The 19,228-nt window shown below is 62.3% G+C and carries 18 protein-coding genes; 13 read left to right on the plus strand and 5 right to left on the minus strand.

Annotation, left to right across the window (positions count from 1 at the left end):
• Positions 1-79: 79 nt before the first annotated feature.
• The 4 genes from NKJ88_RS03260 to gcvA all read right to left on the minus strand — a co-directional run bounded on the left by NKJ88_RS03260 (position 80) and on the right by gcvA (position 5,613).
• Entirely contained in the window at positions 80-1,384 is a 1,305-nt protein-coding gene (locus NKJ88_RS03260; protein ID WP_023683566.1) for an ABC transporter substrate-binding protein, read from the minus strand.
• Between the two features lie 152 nt (positions 1,385-1,536).
• Complete coding sequence (locus NKJ88_RS03265; protein ID WP_023819734.1) at positions 1,537-2,979, minus strand: hypothetical protein; 1,443 nt, start codon at positions 2,977-2,979, stop codon at positions 1,537-1,539.
• A 191-nt stretch (positions 2,980-3,170) separates the two neighbouring features.
• Positions 3,171-4,475 (minus strand): nicotinate phosphoribosyltransferase, encoded by a 1,305-nt coding sequence (gene pncB / locus NKJ88_RS03270; protein ID WP_352443564.1) that lies wholly within the window; start codon positions 4,473-4,475, stop codon positions 3,171-3,173.
• A gap of 169 nt (positions 4,476-4,644) precedes the next feature.
• Complete coding sequence (gene gcvA / locus NKJ88_RS03275) at positions 4,645-5,613, minus strand: transcriptional regulator GcvA (protein WP_023671280.1); 969 nt, start codon at positions 5,611-5,613, stop codon at positions 4,645-4,647.
• Positions 5,614-5,825: 212 nt separating this feature from the next.
• On the opposite strand from gcvA, the gene speB reads away from it, so the two are divergent.
• The 8 genes from speB to NKJ88_RS03315 all read left to right on the plus strand — a co-directional run bounded on the left by speB (position 5,826) and on the right by NKJ88_RS03315 (position 13,013).
• On the plus strand, positions 5,826-6,887 hold the full coding sequence (gene speB / locus NKJ88_RS03280; protein WP_352443565.1) for an agmatinase: 1,062 nt from the start codon (positions 5,826-5,828) through the stop codon (positions 6,885-6,887).
• An 83-nt stretch (positions 6,888-6,970) separates the two neighbouring features.
• The gene (locus NKJ88_RS03285; protein ID WP_352443566.1) at positions 6,971-7,765 is read left to right on the plus strand and encodes a transporter substrate-binding domain-containing protein; all 795 of its coding nucleotides are present in this window, start codon (positions 6,971-6,973) and stop codon (positions 7,763-7,765) included.
• A 6-nt stretch (positions 7,766-7,771) separates the two neighbouring features.
• The gene (locus NKJ88_RS03290) at positions 7,772-8,428 is read left to right on the plus strand and encodes an amino acid ABC transporter permease (protein WP_023683571.1); all 657 of its coding nucleotides are present in this window, start codon (positions 7,772-7,774) and stop codon (positions 8,426-8,428) included.
• Entirely contained in the window at positions 8,425-9,072 is a 648-nt protein-coding gene (locus NKJ88_RS03295) for an amino acid ABC transporter permease (protein WP_023695893.1), read from the plus strand. The genes NKJ88_RS03290 and NKJ88_RS03295 overlap by 4 nt, the downstream gene beginning before the upstream one ends.
• Positions 9,073-9,140: 68 nt before the next feature.
• Positions 9,141-10,229 carry an ABC transporter substrate-binding protein gene (locus NKJ88_RS03300; protein ID WP_023671275.1) on the plus strand — a complete coding sequence of 363 codons (1,089 nt, stop codon included), beginning with the start codon at positions 9,141-9,143 and terminating at the stop codon, positions 10,227-10,229.
• Between the two features lie 95 nt (positions 10,230-10,324).
• Positions 10,325-11,362 carry an ABC transporter ATP-binding protein gene (locus NKJ88_RS03305; RefSeq protein WP_023829338.1) on the plus strand — a complete coding sequence of 346 codons (1,038 nt, stop codon included), beginning with the start codon at positions 10,325-10,327 and terminating at the stop codon, positions 11,360-11,362.
• The gene (locus NKJ88_RS03310) at positions 11,359-12,213 is read left to right on the plus strand and encodes an ABC transporter permease (protein WP_023703699.1); all 855 of its coding nucleotides are present in this window, start codon (positions 11,359-11,361) and stop codon (positions 12,211-12,213) included. The genes NKJ88_RS03305 and NKJ88_RS03310 overlap by 4 nt, the downstream gene beginning before the upstream one ends.
• The gene (locus tag NKJ88_RS03315; RefSeq protein WP_352443567.1) at positions 12,210-13,013 is read left to right on the plus strand and encodes an ABC transporter permease; all 804 of its coding nucleotides are present in this window, start codon (positions 12,210-12,212) and stop codon (positions 13,011-13,013) included. Before NKJ88_RS03310 ends, NKJ88_RS03315 begins: the two co-directional genes overlap by 4 nt.
• Positions 13,014-13,196: 183 nt before the next feature.
• On the opposite strand, the gene NKJ88_RS03320 is transcribed toward NKJ88_RS03315, so the two are convergent.
• Positions 13,197-14,195, minus strand: a complete 999-nt coding sequence (locus tag NKJ88_RS03320; protein WP_023739701.1) for a LacI family DNA-binding transcriptional regulator — start codon at positions 14,193-14,195, stop codon at positions 13,197-13,199.
• A gap of 195 nt (positions 14,196-14,390) precedes the next feature.
• On the opposite strand from NKJ88_RS03320, the gene NKJ88_RS03325 reads away from it, so the two are divergent.
• Genes NKJ88_RS03325 through NKJ88_RS03345 form a run of 5 tightly spaced genes read left to right on the plus strand, consistent with a single transcriptional unit; the run spans position 14,391 to position 19,099 of the window.
• Complete coding sequence (locus tag NKJ88_RS03325) at positions 14,391-15,431, plus strand: ABC transporter substrate-binding protein (protein WP_023815996.1); 1,041 nt, start codon at positions 14,391-14,393, stop codon at positions 15,429-15,431.
• A gap of 27 nt (positions 15,432-15,458) precedes the next feature.
• On the plus strand, positions 15,459-16,496 hold the full coding sequence (locus NKJ88_RS03330; protein ID WP_352443646.1) for an ABC transporter ATP-binding protein: 1,038 nt from the start codon (positions 15,459-15,461) through the stop codon (positions 16,494-16,496).
• Complete coding sequence (locus NKJ88_RS03335; protein ID WP_023703702.1) at positions 16,493-17,380, plus strand: ABC transporter permease; 888 nt, start codon at positions 16,493-16,495, stop codon at positions 17,378-17,380. Before NKJ88_RS03330 ends, NKJ88_RS03335 begins: the two co-directional genes overlap by 4 nt.
• Complete coding sequence (locus NKJ88_RS03340; protein ID WP_023700446.1) at positions 17,373-18,164, plus strand: ABC transporter permease; 792 nt, start codon at positions 17,373-17,375, stop codon at positions 18,162-18,164. Before NKJ88_RS03335 ends, NKJ88_RS03340 begins: the two co-directional genes overlap by 8 nt.
• Entirely contained in the window at positions 18,107-19,099 is a 993-nt protein-coding gene (locus NKJ88_RS03345) for a phosphorylase family protein (protein WP_352443568.1), read from the plus strand. Before NKJ88_RS03340 ends, NKJ88_RS03345 begins: the two co-directional genes overlap by 58 nt.
• Positions 19,100-19,228 lie beyond the last annotated feature (129 nt).

Below are 19,228 nucleotides of genomic sequence, written 5' to 3' on the forward strand. Positions count from 1 at the left end.
CCCCACCCCGTCTCGCAAGCTTCGCAAAAGTGCGAAGCTTGCGTGCCGACCCTCCCCACAAGGGGGAGGGTAAGGCGCCTCACAGCGCCTGCGTCGTATAATCCCCTTCGGCCTCGTAAAGCCCGTCCTCGATCTTGGTCTTGTGGACGACATTCAGCTTGCCACCTTCGACCTTGGAGATGTTCTGGATGCCAAAACACTGGTGGATCTTGCCGTTGAAGGTCTTCGGCCCCTGCGGATGCTCCGGCCCTTCGGCGAATTCGGTCAGCGCCTCGGTCGCCTCGACCAGCTTGGCGCGGTCTTCCAGGCCCTTGTAGCCGGCGTCTTCCATCGCCTTCTTGACGACATAGAGCGTCTCCCAGCAGCCGAACATGTGGGCGGCGGTGGAGACGTCCTTGGGGTCGCCGACGGCAGCGCCATTTTCGTCGATGCCAACGGCGGCGCGGTAGGCTTTCTGCGCGGCCGAGTCATTGGCCTGGGCATAGCGCGGCGAGCCTTCCCAGAAATGGCTGCCGTCCAGGAATTCGAGGCCGGGGCTGTTGATGTCGGTGGCTTCGAGCGAATCGATGAAGCCGAACAGCTGCGGCCGGTTGGAGCCGTAGAACTCGCCGAGTTCCTTGACGAAGGTGAGCACGGCCGGGCCGACCATCACGTGGTAGATGACTTCGGTCTCGGCCGGTATCTGCGGGAAGTATTTCGTGAAAGACGACTCTGTCGGCGGGATGGCGATCTGGGCGATGACCTCGGCGCCTTGCGCCTTCAGCGCCGGCGGCAGGTAGTCGCGATGGTCGTAGCCGAAGGCGAAATCCGGGAAGATCTGCGTCACCTTCTTGCCGGCATTGGCCGCGATCCATGGCGCCATCGACTGGATCTGGCTCTTCACATCGGTGATGCCGGGCTGGAAGACGTAGCGGTTGAGCTTGGTCGAAGCGACATGGTGGCCTTCGCTGACGACGAAATAAGGGATCTTGTTTTCGCCGGCGGCCGGCGCCGAGCCGATCACGACATGCGAGAACAGCGTGCCGAAGACGATGTCGGTCTTGTGCTGGGTGGCGAACTTGCCGACCACTTCGGCGCCACGGCCGGGATCGGTGCCGTCATCCTCGATCACCAGTTCGACCGGCCGGCCGTTGATGCCGCCGGCATCGTTGATCGCCTTGACCGCGGCGGCACTGGTCTTTTCGTACCAGCGGCCATAGGCGGCGCCGATGCCGGTGCGGTGCGACTGGAAGCCGATCTTGATTGGCGCCGAACTCTGCGCCTGGCTGTAGCGGACGAAGCCGGGCGCGAGCGTCAGCCCGGCGCCGGCGGCGAGACCTTTCAGCGCGGTGCGGCGGCTAAGGGTGGATTTGGAGAGATCGAAAAACCCATTCTTGTCAGTCACGGCAGTTCCCCTGTTTTTGAGTTTTGACTGTCTGTAACGAGGCAAGGCCACTCCCTTGCAGGAGGGGCAGAAATTGCATGTGTACAAACTAAATCACCAAAGCACAGAGCTTGCAAGCGGGCTTTCCGCAAAGGCATGTTGATCAGCTTGTCTCATCCGGCCGTCGGCGTGGCAAGCAACCACAGGCCGAAGATCGTGTAGGCAATCATCAGCATGGTGAGCGGCAACTGGCTGAGGGCGGCGCGCGATGGCACCTGGTGCAGTCGCCAGGCCAGTCCATGGGCAACGAGCACCGCCAGCATATGGCCGGCGATGATGATACCGGCCTGCAGGTTCCACAGCCACCAGGCGGAGTGGGCCCCGGCGACGATGCCGGCCTCGATCTGCATGTCGGCGGCGCCGAACAGGTTCCATCCCAGCGCGAACGGGTCGGACAGAGCGGCGATCGCATACTGGCCGTCGACCAGCAGCGCCGTCAGATAGTGCGCGACATGATAGGCGAGCGCGATCGGCACGATCGACCACACCAGCAGCCCGGCGGCCTCGCGGAGGGAATGTCGGCTGCCGGCGAGGCGCTGGCCGAGGATGACGGCCAGCAGGAATGCCGCCGCCAGCAGGACGAAGGTCAGCACGAGGCCGAAGCTGCTAATGCCGATGAGCGCGGTGCGGCCGGGATATTCCAGCGGGTTGATGCCGGACAGGCCGAGCCAGAAGAAGGTTTTCGACAGGCCGTCGAAGGACACCGATGACAGGCTGAGCAGCAGGAAAGCGATGCCGCTTGCCGGCAGGGGTGCCGCGCCGAGCAGTTTTGAGCCCGGCCAGCAGAGAGCGAGCCGCCCGTGTTCATCGCGCTCGACGATGGCGAAGCGCGCCACCATGGCGAAGAACACCGTCAGGAATTCGCCGCGCCGGCTCCAATCGCGGTAGCCGAAGGCGAGCATGGCGATGAAGGTAAGCAACCAGTAGAGGCCGGCGGCATAGGCCAGCCGCGCCGGGTCGTCGGGCGCCGGGTCGATCAGCTCGAACCAGGCAAAGGCGAAGAACAGGATAACGGCTGGCCAGCAGCCGAGCCATGAAGGCAAACGCGATTTCTGTCCCTCACCGCCACGAAGCTTGAACAGGCGGCTTACGATCCGCCACGGGCCATACCATGGATTCGGCCACGACCAGACATCGCCGAACAGGCCTTGCGCGATGGCAAGGCCGACCCAGAGCAGCGTCCAGATGGTCAGGGGCAGCGGATTGGAGAGCGGATCGCGGCTGCCGAACAGGCCGGCGGCGATGAGCGTTGCGAAACCGGCAAAGGAGATGAGGCTGATGATTGTGCGAGGGGTGTCGGCGAATGGGAAGAGCGGCAGGCGGCGGCGCCAGAAGCGGTCGAGGGTTGCGGGTGGCAGCAGGGCGAGGACGAGGAAGCTTACCGCGACGGCAAGCGCGCCGCCGGCGATGTAGTAGCCGGTCGGGAGGAGGAGGACGTGGCCGCGGTCGGAGGCGTGGGCGAAGGCAGGGGTGGGGAGGAGTGTGAGGGTGGTGGTGATAAGGGTTGGCCGGTGACAGCCGCGCTCTACGACGCCCCCCTCTGTCCTGCCGGACATCTCCCCCTCAAGGGGGGAGATTGGCAGTTGCCCTGCCGGCGCTTCCTTTGCAACGTCGGAGATTAGCGAAGGCGGAGATGACGGGGTAATCTCCCCCCTTGCGGGGGAGATGTCCGGCAGGACAGAGGGGGGTGGGCGGCAACTCACGCTATCGCGATTTCCATTTCGTCCAGCAAGGCACCCGCCGACCCTCAAACCTTGACCAGCTGCTCCACGCGGTCCTTCGCCCCAAAAATCCGGAGATAGCGCTCGATCTCCTTCTTGTCGCCCGTCGCTTTCGCCGGATTGTCCGACAGCTTCACCGCCGGCCGGCCATTGGCCTCCGTCACCTTGCAGACTAGCGATATCGCATCCAGGCTGTTGGTTTCGGTCGGCGCGCAGCCTTCGAAATCGTTGGTGAGGTTGGTGCCCCAGCCGAAGGACATGCGCACCTTGCCCTTGAAGTGCCTGTAGGTCTCCTCGATGGTTTCGACCTCGAGACCGTCGGAGAAGATCAGCAGCTTCTGCCTGGGGTCCTTGCCCTTCTCGCGCCACCAGTCGATGATTTTTTCGCCGCCTTCGATCGGCGGCGCGCTGTCGGGGCGGAAGCCGGTCCAGTCGGCGACCCAGTCCGGGGCGTCGCGCAGGAAGGATGCGGTGCCGAAAGCGTCGGGCAGCACGATCAGCAGGTTGCCGCCGTAATAGCGCTGCCAGTCCTGCAGCACCTTGTAGGGCGATTCCTTCAATTCCTTTTCCGACTTGGCAAGGGCGGCAAAAACCATCGGCAATTCATGCGCGTTGGTGCCGAGCGCTTCGAGGTCGTTGTCCATGGCCAGCAGCACGTTCGAGGTGCCGGTGAAGGCGTCGCCAATGCCTTCCTTGAGCGCCTCGACGCACCAGCGCTGCCACAGGAAGGAATGGCGGCGGCGGGTGCCGAAATCGGAGATGCGGATGCCGGGCAGCGCCTTCAAGCGTTCGGTCTTGGCCCACATCTTCCCCTTGGCGCGTGCATAGAGCACGTCAAGCGCGAAGGGACCGAAGGCGCGCATGGCGGCGCGAGAACGAAGCTCATTGATGATCGCCAGCGCCGGGATTTCCCACAGGGTGGTGTACATCCAGGGACCGCTGAAGGAGAGCTCGTACTGACCGTCGCGCTTGGACAGCTCGTAGTCGGGCAGCCGAAAACCTTCCAGCCAGGCGAGGAATTCCGGCTCGAAGATCTGCTTGCGGCCATAGAAATTGTTACCGCCAAGCCAGATCATCTCCTTCTTGGAGAAGCGCAGCGTGCGGGCATGGTCGAGCTGGTCGCGCAATTCGCCTTCGTCGATGTCGTCGGCCAGGCGCACCGAGGTGGTGCGGTTGATCAGCGAAAAGGTGGCGTCGACCTTGGGGTACATGCCCCAGATCATCTGCAGCATCAGAAGCTTGTAGAAATCGGTGTCGAGCAGGCTGCGGACGATCGGGTCCAGCTTCCAGGTGTGGTTGTAGACGCGCCGCGCTATATCGGTTCTTGCCATGTCCTGCCGTCGCCTTCGCTGCTCACGTCTTTCTTACGCAATTCCGGACGGGAAACCGCCGCACAGTTTTCCTGGAATTGCCGGGCAAGAGCTTATTAGCATTGAATTTTTGAAAGCGCCTCCCGCTTTCCGGGCTGGCCCGACAAAAAGCAGCCGCTCAGGTCCAGCCTCAACTCTTGGCGCCCACCACCCGCAGCGCCGGACGCTTCCTGCGGCTGCCGATGCGGCCGGCCACCGGCGCGTCGGCCCGGCTGTCGGCCTGTTCCTTTTCGGCAAACAGCCAGTCGACGAACAATTGCACGATAGGCGCCGAACGCATCTCGTTGCGGCAGACGACGTAGAAATCATCGACCGCCGGCACCGACAGGCTGAACGGCGCCACCAGCAGGCCCCTGGCGAGCAGCATGCTGGCGGTGACGGAATCGCCGAGCGCCACGCCATGTCCGTGCACCGCGGCTTCGATCGCCGTACGGGCGTCGCCGAGATGGTGGCGGCGGCCACGTTCGAGGTCGAGCCCATCGGCGGCGGCCAGCCAGGTGTGCCATTCGCGGCCATCATCGCCATGCAGGATGACATGGCCAGCAAGATCCCGGCAGATGCGGAGCGGCCGGTTGTTGATCAGCGTCGGGCTGACCACCGGGAACAGTTCGAGGCCCGACCATTTGCGCATCCAGCAATCGGTCCAGCTGCCGTCGCCATAGAGCACGCAGACATCGACCTGTGGGGCGCGGATGTCCTTGGGGTCGTTGGACGGGATCAGCGTCAACCTGATATCAGGATATTGCGCCATGAAGCTGCCGAGCCGCGGCGTCATCCACAGAAGCAGCAGCGCCGGCACGCAGGAGACCGACAGCGTACCGGCGCTGGCTGGCCTGGTCATGCGCTGGGTGGCGGCGGCGATGCCGTCGAAGGCGGTCGAGACCGCCGGCAGCAATTCGGCGCCGTGCGGGGTGAGCTTTACCCGCTGTCCGGTGCGTTCGAACAGTTTTACGCCGAGTGATTGCTCGAGCGCCTTGATCTGGTGGCTGATTGCGCCGTGGGTGACGTTGAGCTCACTCGCCGCCTTGGTCAGCGAGGCATGCCGCGCCGTCGCCTCGAAGGCGCGCAAGGGATTCAAGGGGGGCAGACGCTTTGCCATGAGCAACCGGATACTCTGTGAGATTTTCTCACAATCAGCACCGTAACAATATCAATTGATTTTTCAATGCGGCTGCCGGACACTTTGGCAGGTCAACAGCATCAATGACGTGAAATCTACAGGCAGCCAGCGGGACAGCGACCCGGCCGGATGATGGTCAGTTCGCAGATGTCGCCACGGCCGCATGCATCAGCCCGCAGGAGGAGACCGACATGGGTTATGACAGAGGCAAGCTGGAAGCCTTGCGCCGCAAGTATGGCGAGAGCCATGGCGGCGAGATGTTCGACCCGAAATTCCGCAAGGTCGCGGACAAGATCTTCTCCAAGAGCGGCACAAGGCTGGCGCCCTATGCCGGCATCCCCACCTTCCTCGCCGCGCCCTACCGTGAAATCGCTGCCGACAATCCGGATTTCGGCGATTTGCAGGTGGCGATCATCGGCGTGCCGATGGATCTCGGCGTCACCAACCGGCCCGGCTCGCGCTTCGGGCCAAGGGCGCTGCGCGCCATCGAGCGCATCGGCCCTTACAATCATGTGCTGGAATGCGCGCCGACGCATGAGCTGCGCGTCGCCGACATCGGCGATACGCCGTTCCGCAGCCGCTACCGGCTGGAGGTCAGCCACGAAGATATCGAGCGCCGCACCAACCAGATCGTCGATGCCGGCGTGCTGCCGCTCTCGGTCGGAGGCGACCACTCGATCAGCCATCCGATCCTGAAGGCGGTCGGCAAAAAGGCGCCGGTCGGCATGATCCATATCGACGCTCATTGCGACACAAGCGGGCTGTTCGACATGACCAAGTTCCATCATGGCGGACCGTTCCGCAACGCGGTGCTGGACGGCGTGCTCGACCCCACCCGCACCATCCAGATCGGCATCCGCGGCTCGGCGGAGTATCTGTGGGAGTTCACCTATGAATCCGGCATGACGGTCGTGCATGCCGAAGAGGTGACGGGTCTCGGCATCCCGGCCATCATCGAGAAGGTGCGCAGAATAGTCGGCGACGGCCCGACCTACATTTCCTTCGACGTCGACAGTGTCGATCCGGCCTTCGCGCCAGGCACCGGCACGCCGGAAATCGGCGGCCTGACGACGCGCGAAGTGCTCGAACTGCTGCGCGGCTTGAAAGGCCTCAACATCGTCGGCGGCGACGTCGTCGAGGTGGCGCCGCAATATGACGCGACCACCAACACCGCCCATGTCGGCGCCCAGGTCCTGTTCGAGATCCTGAGCCTGATGGTGTTCAGCCCGGCGATCACCGGCAAGGGGGCCTGACGGATTTCACATGCAAAGGCGGCCGCCGCGCTGGAGCCGGCGGCCGTTTCCAAAACAAACAAGCTTCCAGAAGGGGAATACCAATGACAATCCAAATGAAATCAACCATCGCCGCCGCGCTGATGCTCGCCGGCCTCGGCTTCGCCGCCCAGGCCAATGCCGACGCCGTCGACGACATCACCAAGGCCGGCGCCATCAATGTCGGCATCTTCTCCGACTTTCCGCCCTTCTCCTCGGCCAGCGCCGATATGAGCATCAAGGGTTACGACGTCGACGTCGCGCAGGCGATCGCCGATTCACTCAAGGTGAAGCTCAATCTGGTCAGCGTCACCGGCCAGAACCGCATCCCGTATCTCACCGACAAGCGCGTCGATATCCTGATGAGCGTCGGCTATTCCAAGGAGCGCGAGGAGGTGATCGATTTCGCCGCCGCCTATGCGCCCTACTACATCGCCGTCATCGGTCCGGCAGCGCTTTCGATCAAAGGCAAGGAAGATCTCGCCGACAAGTCGATCGCCGTCAATCGCGGCACGCTCGAGGATACGTCGTTGACCGAAGCGGCGCCGTCATCGGCCGACATCAAGCGCTTCGACAACTACAACTCCGTCATCCAGGCCTTCATCTCCGGCCAGACCCAGCTGATGGTGGTCGGCAATGATGTCGGCGCCCAGGTGCTGGCCAAGCAGGACGCGCTGAAGCCGGAGCAGAAGTTCCAGCTCTTGACCTCGCCCTCGCATATCGGCCTCAACAAGAAAGAGGACCGGCTGAAGACGGCGGTCAATGATGCGGTTGCCAAGATGCTGGCCAACGGCAAGCTCGACGAGAGCTCGAAGGCCTGGCTGAAGACCCCGCTCAATCCCGACAACCTCAAGGATTGAGTTCTCGTGGCTTTTGCCTGGCTCCCAGGTGCTGTGGGCGACATCGCGCGCGGCGCGGCCACGACGATCCTGTTGATCGTCGTGACCACGCTCGTGGGCACGCTGCTCAGCATCCTGGGCGCTGCAGGCCGGCGCAACGGCCCGGTATTCGTGAAGCGCGCCATCGCGGTCTATGTCGAGGTGATGCGCAATACGCCGTTCCTGGTGCAGCTGTTCTTCATCTTCTTCGGACTGCCCAGCCTCGGCATAAGGCTCGATCCGATCCTGGCAGCCATGTTGGCAATGACGCTCAACATGGCGGCCTACACCATTGAAATCGTCGGCGCCGGTCTCGATGCCGTGCCCGGCGGACAGACGGAAGCCGCCTTGGCACTCGGGCTTCGGCCACGCCAGGTGTTTGTCAAGATCGTGCTGCCGCAGGCGCTCAAGGTGATCTATCCGGCGCTGACCAGCCAGATCGTCATCATGATGCTGGAATCGGCCGTGGTGTCGCAGATCGCCGTGCGCGAGCTGACCTATGAGGCCGACATGCTGCAAGCCCGCACCTTCCGGTCCTTCGAAACCTATTTCGTCGTGACCCTGGTCTACCTCGTCCTGTCCATGGCCTTGCGCCGGCTGCTGGTCACAGGCGGGCGCCGCGTGTTGGGGGCAGGTGTCACATGATCGAATTCACCTTCTGGGACATCGTTCGCAATCTGCTGCTCGCCGCCCGCTGGACGGTGCTGTTGTCACTGGCCGCCTTCGTCGGCGGGGCGCTGGTCGGGCTGATCGTGCTGTTCTTCAGGATCGCAGAGAATAAATGGAGCCAGCGGGTCGCTTCCGGCTACATCGCCCTGTTCCAGGGAACGCCGCTGTTGATGCAGCTGTTCCTGATGTTCTTCGGCCTGCCGATGCTCGGCCTGCGCATCGAGCCATGGACGGCAGCGGTGCTCGGCCTGACCTTCTTCGCCAGCGCCTATCTGGCCGAGATCTGGCGCAGCGGCGTCGATGCGCTGCCGCGCGGGCAGTGGGACGCCGGCGCCAGCCTTGGCCTGCACCGTCTGCAGGAGCTCAGGCTGATCATCCTGCCGCAGGCGTTCTCGATCACAAGGGCGCCGATCGTCGGCTTCCTGGTGCAGTTGATCAAATCGACGGCGCTGACCTCGATCATCGGCTTCGAGGAGCTGGTCAGAACCTCCAACGCCATCAACAACGCCACCTTCGAACCGTTCAAGGTCTACGGGCTGGTGGCGCTGATCTTCTTCGTCATGTGCTTTCCACTGACGCAATACGCCCGTACGCTCGAACAACGAGCGGCGGCCCACTGACGCCAGGCGGCGACAGTGCGGCAAGGGAACCTGCCGGAATAGAACGGCATCAACTGAGGAGAAACCAGATGAACAGACTGATTGGAAAATCCCTGACACGGCGCGGCGTGCTTGGTGCGGGCCTCGCTACAGCCGGCGTGCTCGCCATGCCGTCGATCCTGCGCGCGCAGGACAAGTCGCTGAAGGTCGGCGTCTATGGCGGCTATTTCAAGAAATCCTTTGACGAGCACGTCTTCCCAGATTTCACCAAGGCCACCGGCATTGCAGTGGAATCGGTCGCCGAGCCGACCGGCGAAGCCTGGCTGGTGCAGCTCGAACAGGCGTCCAAGGCAGGCCAGGCGCCGGCCGACCTTTCGATGATGTCGCAGACCTCGACGCTGAAGGGCCAGTCGACCGAATTGTGGACGCCGCTCGATACGTCGAAGTTCAAGCACTACAATGACCTCTTGCCGCGCTTCGTCAACAAATATCCGGATGGCCGTGTTGCTGGCATCGGCGCCGTCGCCTGGTGGATCACGCTGGTCTCCAACACCGACGTCTACAAGGATGCGCCGACCTCATGGGAGACGCTGTGGGACAAGGCCAATGAGGACAAGCTCGGCCTGCTGGCGCTTGCCTCGAACTCGTTCCTGCTCGAAGTGACGGCCAAGACCTTCATGGGCGGCACCAATGCGCTCGACACCGAGGACGGACTGAACAAGGCGTTCGAAAAGCTCGCCGAGCTCAAGCCGAATGTCCGGCTGTGGTATCGCGACGAGGCGCAGTTCGAGCAGGCGCTGAAGTCGGGCGAGATCCCGATGGGCCAGTATTATCACGACGTCACCGGCCTCGCGGTCGCCGACGGCTTCCATGTCCGCTCGACCTTCCCGAAGGAAGGCGGCATCCAGGACTCCGGCAATTGGGTGCTGTCGCGCGCCTCGACCAAGGTCGACGAGGCACATGCATTCATCGACTATATGAGCCAGCCGTCAATGCAGGGCCTGATGTCGCGCAAGGTCGGCACCACGCCGACGCTGAAGAAGGAGGTGCTTGATCTCAAGCCGGAAGAGTTCGCCGCGGTGTCGTCGGATATCGATCCGATCATCCCGCGCTATGACCTCTATACGTCGAAGGCCGACTGGATCAACCAGAAGTGGACCGAGCTCATCGTCGGCTGAGCCGTTCGATCCGCTTAAAAACTGATCGGCCGCCGGACCTCTTCCGGCGGCCATTTCCTGGAATTGCTCCAGCGCACAGCCTGAGAGGGATGAGCATGTCCGGACTAGATATCAACGCCGTCACCAAAAAATTCGGCAACTTCGCCGCCGTCGACAATGTCCAGCTCAACGTGCCGCATGGCATGTTCGTGTGTCTGCTCGGCCCATCGGGCTGCGGCAAGACCACGCTGCTGCGCATGATTGCCGGACTGGAGGAGCCGACCAGCGGCGCCATCGTCCTCGACGGCGAGGACATCACGCCTTTGCCGACGCACAAGCGCAATCTCGGCATGGTGTTCCAGTCGCTGGCCCTGTTTCCGCATCTCTCTGTTGGCGACAACATTGCCTATGCGCTGCGCATTCGCGGCGCCTCGAAGGAGGAGCAGAAGAAGCGCGTCGACGAGTTGCTGGGCCTCACCCATCTGACCGGCTTTGCCGACCGCCCGGTGGCCAAACTGTCGGGCGGTCAGCGCCAGCGCGTGGCAATTGCACGGGCCTTGGCGCTGTCGCCGAAACTGTTCCTGCTCGACGAGCCGCTGTCGGCGCTCGACGCCAAACTGCGCGAGGCCATGCAGGTGGAACTGCGCCAGTTGCAGCAGCGGTTGGGCATCACCACCATCGTCGTCACCCACGACCAGCGCGAAGCCATGACCATGGCCGACCTCGTCGTCGTCATGGGCCACGGCAGGATCCTGCAGGCGGCGCCGCCGATCGAGATCTACCGCAAGCCGGCCGACGCCTTCGTCGCCGACTTCATCGGCATCACCAATCTGCTGCCGGCCGAGATCGACAGCACCGGGCGCACCACCATTCTGGGCACAGCCATTCCAGGTCTTGCCATGCCGGCGGGTCAGACTAAAGCGTCTGTATCGGTCCGCCCCGAGGATGTGCATCTCGGCAGCCCCGGCGGCTCGGCCATCACCGGCGAGGTGAGTTTCGTGCGCGATCTCGGCGGCACCATCGAGACCTTCGTCGACGTCGGCGGCACCAGCATCATTGCGGTGACGACGCCGCGCGAGCGGCATGACGTGCCGGTCGGCGCCAAGGTCGGCGTCACACTGCCGCCGGCAAGCTGCGTGGTGCTCGGCGCATGAGACGCGAAGCGCCGAAGTCGATAGCCGACTACACGCCGCTGTTCTTTCCGGCGCTGATGCTGATCGTCTTCTTCGTCGTGCCGTTCTCGACGATGATCGCGGTGAGCTTCTTCAAGCGCAACCCGTCCGGTTTCTACACGCCGGATTTCGTGTTCGACAATTACGCCCGCTTCCTGTCGGTGTTCTTCGGCGGCGTGCTCGGCTTTTCGCTGCTGCTGGCGGTGCTGGTCGCCGTCTGCTGCGTGGCCATCGCCTTTCCCTTCACCTACCTTTTGACCCGTCGGCCGCGCCGTGTGCAGACGCTGTGGCTGGTCGGCCTGCTGTCGGTGCTGTCGCTGTCGGAAGTCATCATCGGCTTTGCCTGGTCGACGCTGTTTTCGCGCACCGCCGGCATCACCAATCTGTTCGTGGCGATCGGGCTGATGGACAAGCCGGTGGCGCTGCTGCCGACCTTTGGCGCGGTGCTGACCGGCATGGTCTACCAGGCGCTGCCCTATACGATCCTGGTGCTGTACCCCGCCCTCGTGCGCCTCGACCCGACATTGCTCGAGGCAGCGCGCACGCTCGGCGCCTCGCCGATCCGCGCCTTCTTCAACGTCGTCGCGCCGGCATTGCGCAACACCATTGTGGCGACACTGATCATGGTCTTCGTGTTCGCCCTCGGCTCGTATCTTTTGCCGCAGATTCTGGGACGGCCGCAACACTGGACGCTGTCGGTGCTGATCACCGACCAGGCGATCTACCAGTCCAACATGCCGTTCGCGGCCGCAATGGCGGTGTTCCTGGTGCTGATCTCGCTGGCGCTGGTCGGATTGACACTGCTCGTCGGAAGAAGGGAGAACGCCCTATGACCGCGACCTTGCTGCGCCGTGTCTATTTCACCATCGTCGCTTTGTTCCTGGCGGCGCCGCTGATCGTCGTCGCCGGCGTGTCGGTGAATTCGCGGCAGGAGCTCAGCTTCCCGCCGGTCGGCTTCTCGCTCGCCTGGTACGCCCAGATCTTCACCGATCCGGAATGGCGGCTGGCGCTGATCCATTCTGTGACGCTCGCCGTCTGTTCGGCGGCGATTGCCGTTGCGGTGGCGCTGCCGCTGGCCTGGTTCCTGTGGCGGCGCATCGCGCCCTGGGCAAATATCTTTCAGCTGCTGGGGCTTGCCCCCTTCATCCTGCCGCCGGTCATCACAGCGCTCGGCTTCCTCTCCTTCTGGGCGACGGTCGGGCTGTTCGGCCAGTTCTTCACCGCCATCATCAGCCACGCCATCTTCTTCGTGACGCTGCCGCTGGTGACGCTGTCGCTGGGCTTTGCCTCGATCGACCGCTCGCTGGTAGAGGCCGCCGCCACCATGGGCGCCGACGACCGCACAGTGCTGAAAACCGTGGTGCTGCCGTTGATCCTGCCCTACCTCGTCTCGGGCTACGCCTTCGCCTTCGTCTTGTCGCTCAACGAATACATCGTCGCCTACATGACGATCGGCTTCACCACCGAGACGCTGCCGATCAAGATCTTCAACGCGCTGCGCTATGGCTACACGCCGACCATGGCTTCGGTGTCGGTGTTCTTCGTCGCGGTGGCGGCACTGGTGTTCGGCTCGATCGCCAGGTTCGGCGATATTCGCAGATTGCTCGGCGCGATGTCGTCCGACGGGAGCTGAGCGCAATCATTCTAAGTAACAGCACCAGTACAGCACCCCTCGATCGCTGCTCAGACCACCAATGCCATGAAGGTGTTGAGTGCACCCTATGCACTCGCGCAGGCGGCAGCTTCGCGCCTCATCTCGGACTCAGGGGTGAACCTAAGTGCTCCTCGAAAGCGGACAACTGACTTCTTCGCCCGACTATTCGCCAGGGTCGAACTCACCTTTGAACAAGACCGTCTCCACCGGCCCGAGGGGATTGACGATCCGGCTCTCCAGGACTTCGACAAGTTTGCGTCCGACACCCGCTATGTCCACGAAATGAACGCCGATCTTCGCAGGCAAGAAACGTGACAGCCGCGTGCTGTCCCGAGTGACAATGTGGATGTCACTCCCTGGCGCGAGACCTCTTCTGCCAAGAGCGTGTAGTGCCCCCAAAAGGCCCAGTTCGTTGGCGCAAGCCAAGCCCGTCGGCGGATCTGACCAGGCCAGCATGCGATCGAACCAGGCTGCGCTCGATTCCATGGTGAACATTCCATGACCGATCAGCGACTGGTCGATCGGAATACCAGCCTCGGCCATTGCCCTTCCATACCCGGAAAGACGCATGGCACTCGCCTGGTCGCCCGGAACGAGAAGTTGCAGCGCAATGCGTCGGCAGCCCTTGTCCACGAGCCGCCGGGTCGCCTCGTAGGCAATCTGTTCATTGTCGATGTCGACATAAGGATATGCTGTATCCAGGTCAGTTCTTCCAAACGCGACGAATGGCATGCCTCTATCCAGCAATAGCTTAACGCGTGGATCACCCGAGACCATGCGCGTGATAATCAGTCCGTCTGTGCTGCCCGCCTGAAGCTGTCGCTGCACACTCTCGATGGGGTCATCATCGGGCGTGGTGGAGTAGATGGATAGACTATAACCCGCTTGCCGCGCCGCCAGCGTCATGCCTTCGATTAACGGAAGCTTCAACAGATCGGACAGATGATCTTGTGTTTCCATCGGGTAGATTGCTGTCATCGTCAGCGTGCGGCCAGTTTTGAGCGCGAAGCCATGATGATTTGGCACATAGCCGACCCGCTGCGCCACTTCCTTGACGCGAGCGATGGTGGCGGGATGAACCTCCGGCCCATCCTTCAGCGCGCGGGATACCGTGGTCACCGAAAGGGAAAGTTCCGCCGCGATCTGTTTCAGGTTGGTCATGTCGCCCGACCTCATTTGCGAAAGCGCCGGCTGATTTGCTGACTTCCACTACGTGACCGAATTCCACCTCACGGTCAATCCAAGCTCTCGCTAAAGCAGCTTGACTCTCCTGCAATTGAATGCAATCGTAACGTTACGATTGGCAAAAATTGGCCATTTTTAGCGCGTCTCAACAAATTCTAGGGAGGAGAACCTATGTCTTGGTTACGCATTTCCTTGGCGGCATTCGCATTCTCGGCCGCCGTGCCGGTCTATGCCCAATCAGTCACCATCACGACCGCGGGCGGCGATTATGGCAACGCCATGAAGGAAGCCATGTGGGGCCCCGCTGCAAAAGAGCTTGGCTATGATGTCGGCGAGGAGACCCTCAGCGACGGCTTGGCCGCCCTGAAGATGCAGGTTACCTCGGGCGCGGTCACAACCGACGTCATTCACCTGGGCTCACCGGAGGGCGCGCAGGCCGCCGCACAGTCGCTGCTGGAGCCGCTCGACTACACGATCATCGACCCAAAGGCCGTGCCGGACGGCGCAAAGTCCGACTACTGCTATCCATTCGACTCCTATGGCACCGTCTTGTCGTGGAACACCAAGACCTATGGCGAAAACCCGCCGAAGACATGGGCGGAGTTCTGGGACGTTGCCAAATTCCCCGGCCGTCGTGCGCTGCGTGCCAATGCCCAGGACTCGATCGAGATCGCGCTGCTCTCCGATGGCGTAGCACCGGCGGACGTCTATCCCGTTCTCAGCACGCCAGAGGGTCTGGATCGCGCTATCAAGCGGCTCGAAGCACTCAAGCCGAATGTCGCCGTTTGGTGGACCTCGGGAGCGCAGTCGGCGCAGTTGCTGAAAGATGGTGAGGCGGATTTGGTCGTTACCTGGAACGGGCGGGCCCAAACCGTAAAAGCAGATGGCGGCGCGGCCGACTACACGTTCAAGGGTTCCGTCATTGGCACCGACTGTCTTGCGGTGCCGAAAGGGGCGCCGAACAAGGAAGCAGCTATGAAGCTCATCGCAGCGATGACACAGCCCGCGCGCGTGGCGAAGCTGACCGACTTCATAGCCTATGGCCCAGTCAATCCTGCTGGCTATGAGGGTGGCCTTATCCCCGAGGACCGTCTCAAGACGCTGGCGACCGCGCCTGAAAATGCCGGCACTTCGGTGTTTTCGAATTCAGAATGGTGGGTCAGGAATGGCGAGGCTGCCCAAAAAGCCTTCGATGAGATGATGGCCCGCTGAGTCTCAGCTCTAAGGCTTGAGCACATGATGAAGTCGCTCCCGATCACCATCGACAGCGTGCGCAAGACCTATGGATCTTACGTCGCGCTGGACGATGTCTCGCTCGACATTCGGGCTGGCGAATTCCTCACGCTGCTGGGGCCATCGGGATCGGGCAAGACCACGCTGCTCATGGCTCTGGCCGGCTTTGTCCGGCCCGATCGAGGTAAACTCTTGTTGGGCGATCGCGACATTACCCGCCTGGCCCCGAACAGGCGCAACATCGGCATAGTCTTCCAGAACTACGCCCTGTTTCCCCACATGAACGTTCTGGCAAATGTTGAGTATCCGCTGGTGCTGCGCAAGGTACCGAAAGCCGAGGCCCGCCAGCGGGCGCTCGACACTTTGGACCGCGTGAAGCTCGAAGGTTTGGCGGAGCGCAACATTGCCGCATTGTCCGGCGGCCAGCGCCAGCGGGTTGCGTTGGCGCGGGCGATCGTCTTCGAGCCGCGCGTGATGCTGATGGACGAGCCGTTGTCGGCGCTCGACAAGAATTTGCGCGAAACCATGCAGTACGAGATCCGGCGTCTGCACGATGATCTGGGGATCACCACGATTTATGTGACGCATGACCAGCGCGAAGCACTGATCATGTCAGACCGGGTCGCGGTGATGAATTCCGGCCGTATTCAGCAGATCGACACGCCACAGCGGATTTATGATCATCCATCGACCCGCTTTGTCGCGGGGTTCATGGGTGAGGCCAACATTGTGGCCCCGGGCACGGTGCGCAGAATAGACGGCGCCGATGCATCAAGCGAAGCTCTGATGATCCGCGCCGAAAGCTTCCATCTTGATGCGAAGCTCGTCGGGCGAGACGGGGTGGCGCTCGAGGGAACGCTGCGCGCCAAGGCGTTTCGCGGCGAGAACTGGCTTTTGACGCTGGCGCTTGACGGCGGGCAAGAGATTCTTGTCTGCGTTCCGGCGGCGATGGCCAGCGGCTGCGGCGAGCTTGCGACCGGTCAGCGAGTGACCGCATATGCACCGGCAGCGAAAGTTCACGCGATACCGGGAGCAGGAGCGTGACCGTCATCGCCGATCCTGCGCTCGCGGCAGACGCACGACGCGAGCGGCGGTTCTTCCTGTCGCTTTCAGTGCCCGCGCTTTTGATCGTTGGGCTGGCGGCGATCCTGCCCATCGTCTGGATTATCCGGCAATCCTTCCTCACCACAGCGGGTGAATACACCGTCGGCAACTACGAGAAAGTGCTTTCGAGCGGACTGACATGGTCGGCACTCGTCACCACCCTTGAGCTGTCCGTGGGCACGCTGGCGATCTGCATTCTACTCGGTACCCCCTTGGCGCTCGCCCTGGCCAGCACCAGACCAAGGGTGGCCAATTTGCTGATGGCCTTCGTTATGCTGCCGTTGTGGACCTCCATTCTGGTGCGCACCTATGGCTGGCTCGTTCTGTTGCGACGCGATGGCCTGATCAACGCGGCTTTGACCGGTTCAGGCCTGACAGCTGAGCCCTTGCCGCTGGTCTACAACTTAACGGGAACGCTCATCGGCATGGTTCACTACATGCTGCCGCTCTTCCTGCTGCCCGTTTATGCGGCGATGCGCGATATCGATGCAAACCTCGTTCGCGCGTCGGCGAGCATGGGCGCCACGCTCGGACAAACGATCCGCACGGTCATTCTGCCGCTTTCGGCCGGCGGCATCTTCTCGGGTTCGATCATCGTCTTCATTTACACCATAGGGTTCTTCATCACGCCCGCGGTGCTTGGCGGCGGCAAGGTAAACCCTCTTTCCACCCGGATCGAGCGCACGCTATCGACCTTCCAGGATTGGGGCTCGGCGAGCGTCCTGGGCATCCTGCTCCTCGTACTAATGGCGTTGGTGGGGGTGATGTTCCTGGCTGCGCGGCGGCTGATTGCCGGACGCAGCATCGGCACAGCCCATGCTTGAAGCCTATCCAGATAGCAGGCTGGCCCGCATCCTCCTGTGGAGCTTTTGCGCGGTCGTTATGGCGTTCCTGATGCTGCCGACGCTCGTCGTCGTGCCGCTCTCTTTTTCGGCGTCCAATCTTTTGGAGTTCCCGCCGCGCGCATACTCGTTGCGCTGGTACGAGGCTTTCTTCGGTTCGGCGGCATGGATGGCCGCACTCAGGACGAGCCTGATCCTTGGCACATTGACGGCGATGATCGCAGTGCCCCTGGGGCTGCTGGCCTGCATTTCGATAAATCGGCTCGGCGGAAAGGCCGCCATTGCCATTCAGGGTATTCTGCTAACCCCTTCTATCGTGCCGGGAATCCTGCTCGCGATTGGTCTCTTCTTTGTTCTGGCGGCCCAACGTCTGGTCGGAACGCTGTTCGGTGTCCTGGTCGGACATGTGGTGCTGGCCATTCCGGTCGCCTGCATTGTGTTGGTGCCCGCCTTGGCCCGCTTTGACTGGAACCAGGTTCAGGCGGCGCGCAGCCTGGGCGCAAACTGGGCAAGAGCCATTGGCGGAATAATTGTCCCCCAACTTCGGATAAGTCTGTTGTCGGCCACGCTGATGGCCTTCCTGACCTCGCTCGATGAATCCGTCATTTCGATCTTCGTCGCGAGTGGTCAAAACAGCACGCTGCCGAAGCTCATGTTCCTGTCGCTGCGCGATCAGATCGACCCGACCATTGCGGCGATTTCGACCTTGTGGACCGTCATCGTCGTGGTCGTTGTCCTCGTCGTGACCCTTCGCCAAAAATCCTGACCGAGATTGGAAACATGCCCAACAATCATCATGCAGCCGACGATCTGGCGGATCATTCAACGGACATACCCCAGGTGGGGTTGGCGATCATCACCGGCTCGGCGAATTGGGGTCTCGCCTTTCCGGAAGATGTCGAAGTCGATGGCGTCCGCACCTTGCAACGAGACATGAGTTTCGAAACCCCTTTCGGTCCCAGCGACAATTGGAAACTGCTCGAATTCGATGCATCTATTACCGTCGAGGGCAAAACGAAACGTGCCCTGTGCATGTATTCGCACGGCAATCCCCGAGACCATATCGACCATTCCTGTCATCGCCGCGCGTTCTGGGTCTTGATGAAAGCGGGTGTAAGGCAAGTGCTGGCCTGCTCGACCGTTGGCGCCGTCAACAAGGCGATCCAGCCCGGCGACATAGTCGTAAACGCCGATATCATCGAACTGTCGCAGACCCCGTTTTCACTTCTGCCTGGCCGCCAGAGCTTCGACTGCTCGGGCAAGCAGATCGTATGTCCAAGATGTGCGGCGTTGTTGGCCGAGACCGCCCGGCGCCATTGGCCAGCCGAATGCCGCGTCCATGGCATCGAGCAGCAGTTGGTGGCTGCCCACTGCTACGGGCCGCGACTGACAACTCCCGCCGAAGCTCTGGCGTATCGAAACATGGGAGCGGACGTGCTCAACCATTCGATCGCCCCTGAGGCCACCTTATCGCGCGAGATCGGCGCCTGTTTCGTGCCCCTGGCGTTCGTCACGGCCGGCTTCAACGACTATATGGACCGCGAGCGCCAGAAATTGCTGCAGGAGCACGTGCTGCCGAGCCTCTCTATGACAGCCTCGCGGGTTGCGCTGGAGACCGCGGCGCGACTTCCGGCCAATCCGGAATGCTCTTGCCACGGCTTGAAGTCGCCCCAACCGGCAGAGCGTTCTACCCGGTTCTGAAAAGCAGCGAGAGTCTGGGATCGTTCACTCGCAACGATGCTCGCGTCGAACTGAGAGTCCGCTTTTGAAGATCCCACGCCCGAAGCGTTCGGCCGCTTCCGGTCCAAAAGGCGACACCAGACATCTGCT

It is taken from the genome of Mesorhizobium sp. M0016, assembly GCF_040324035.1.
GTDB lineage: Bacteria > Pseudomonadota > Alphaproteobacteria > Rhizobiales > Rhizobiaceae > Mesorhizobium.

What these genes read in the sequence shown, in the direction of transcription:
- NKJ88_RS03265 (WP_023819734.1), bottom strand. Translation starts at nt 2,979, where the DNA reads ATGTCCGGCAGGACAGAGGGGGGCGTCGTAGAGCGCGGCTGTCACCGG.
- pncB (WP_352443564.1), bottom strand. Translation starts at nt 4,475, where the DNA reads ATGGCAAGAACCGATATAGCGCGGCGCGTCTACAACCACACCTGGAAG.
- gcvA (WP_023671280.1), bottom strand. Translation starts at nt 5,613, where the DNA reads ATGGCAAAGCGTCTGCCCCCCTTGAATCCCTTGCGCGCCTTCGAGGCG.
- speB (WP_352443565.1), top strand. Translation starts at nt 5,826, where the DNA reads ATGGGTTATGACAGAGGCAAGCTGGAAGCCTTGCGCCGCAAGTATGGC.
- NKJ88_RS03285 (WP_352443566.1), top strand. Translation starts at nt 6,971, where the DNA reads ATGACAATCCAAATGAAATCAACCATCGCCGCCGCGCTGATGCTCGCC.
- NKJ88_RS03295 (WP_023695893.1), top strand. Translation starts at nt 8,425, where the DNA reads ATGATCGAATTCACCTTCTGGGACATCGTTCGCAATCTGCTGCTCGCC.
- NKJ88_RS03300 (WP_023671275.1), top strand. Translation starts at nt 9,141, where the DNA reads ATGAACAGACTGATTGGAAAATCCCTGACACGGCGCGGCGTGCTTGGT.
- NKJ88_RS03305 (WP_023829338.1), top strand. Translation starts at nt 10,325, where the DNA reads ATGTCCGGACTAGATATCAACGCCGTCACCAAAAAATTCGGCAACTTC.
- NKJ88_RS03310 (WP_023703699.1), top strand. Translation starts at nt 11,359, where the DNA reads ATGAGACGCGAAGCGCCGAAGTCGATAGCCGACTACACGCCGCTGTTC.
- NKJ88_RS03315 (WP_352443567.1), top strand. Translation starts at nt 12,210, where the DNA reads ATGACCGCGACCTTGCTGCGCCGTGTCTATTTCACCATCGTCGCTTTG.
- NKJ88_RS03320 (WP_023739701.1), bottom strand. Translation starts at nt 14,195, where the DNA reads ATGACCAACCTGAAACAGATCGCGGCGGAACTTTCCCTTTCGGTGACC.
- NKJ88_RS03325 (WP_023815996.1), top strand. Translation starts at nt 14,391, where the DNA reads ATGTCTTGGTTACGCATTTCCTTGGCGGCATTCGCATTCTCGGCCGCC.
- NKJ88_RS03330 (WP_352443646.1), top strand. Translation starts at nt 15,459, where the DNA reads ATGAAGTCGCTCCCGATCACCATCGACAGCGTGCGCAAGACCTATGGA.
- NKJ88_RS03340 (WP_023700446.1), top strand. Translation starts at nt 17,373, where the DNA reads ATGCTTGAAGCCTATCCAGATAGCAGGCTGGCCCGCATCCTCCTGTGG.